Genomic DNA, 695 nt, shown 5'->3' with positions numbered 1-695 from the left:
CGTTTTCGCGCTGGCTATGATTTTTTGTTATTGCGGGAGCATGCTCAAGAAATTCTCCCAGGCTTAGGTCGTTGGTGGACAAAATATCAAGCAGATAACCCGCTACCAACAAATCATAAACCTAGGTCTAATTCTAGAAAACCAGCGCCTCGTCGCAGAAATCGTCGTCCTCAAAAAAGATCCGACTAGTGAACGTTTTACTTACCCTAGGGAGCAATCTCGACAACCCCATTGCCCAAGTTCAGAAAGCGGTTGCAGCCCTTCAACAAGAATCAGATATAGAGGTGCTTGAACAGGCTTCACTTTATAGTAGTAGTCCTCGTGGTCCTCAAGACCAAGATGATTACGTAAATTCTGCTGTACTCATTGATACACCTTTAAACGCGATCGACCTCTTAAAGCTTACTCAGCGCATAGAGAATGCTTTTGGCAGAACTAAAACGAGAGTTTGGGGTGAACGCATTATCGATATTGATATTATATTCTTTGGGCAAGAAAACATTTCTATCGAAGATCCAGATCTACAGATTCCTCACAGAGAAGCCTTAGTTCGCGACTTTGTGCTTATCCCATGCTTAGAAATTGCGCCCCATTGGCGCTTACCCAATGGCGAAGCTTTAGCAGACTATGTCAATAAGTGTGAACATCATGATCTCGTTAAGATTGAAATAAATTTGGCTTGTTCTTAAGCCAAC

The 695-nt window shown here is 42.7% G+C and carries 1 protein-coding gene and 1 pseudogene; both read left to right on the top strand.

The window, feature by feature from the left end:
* Positions 1 to 189: pseudogene (locus A3738_RS29195) on the top strand (polynucleotide adenylyltransferase PcnB); the annotation flags it as partial.
* Positions 189 to 689: a 2-amino-4-hydroxy-6-hydroxymethyldihydropteridine diphosphokinase gene (gene folK / locus A3738_RS07335; protein ID WP_197469455.1), complete on the top strand. Its 501-nt coding sequence runs from the start codon at positions 189 to 191 to the stop codon at positions 687 to 689. The pseudogene A3738_RS29195 and the gene folK, both read left to right, overlap by 1 nt.
* The last annotated feature ends 6 nt before the right edge of the window (positions 690 to 695 follow it).

The organism is Oleiphilus sp. HI0066 (genome assembly GCF_001635725.1).
Note: the sequence above shows the minus strand (reverse complement) of the source record. Positions and strands in the feature narration are given on the sequence as shown.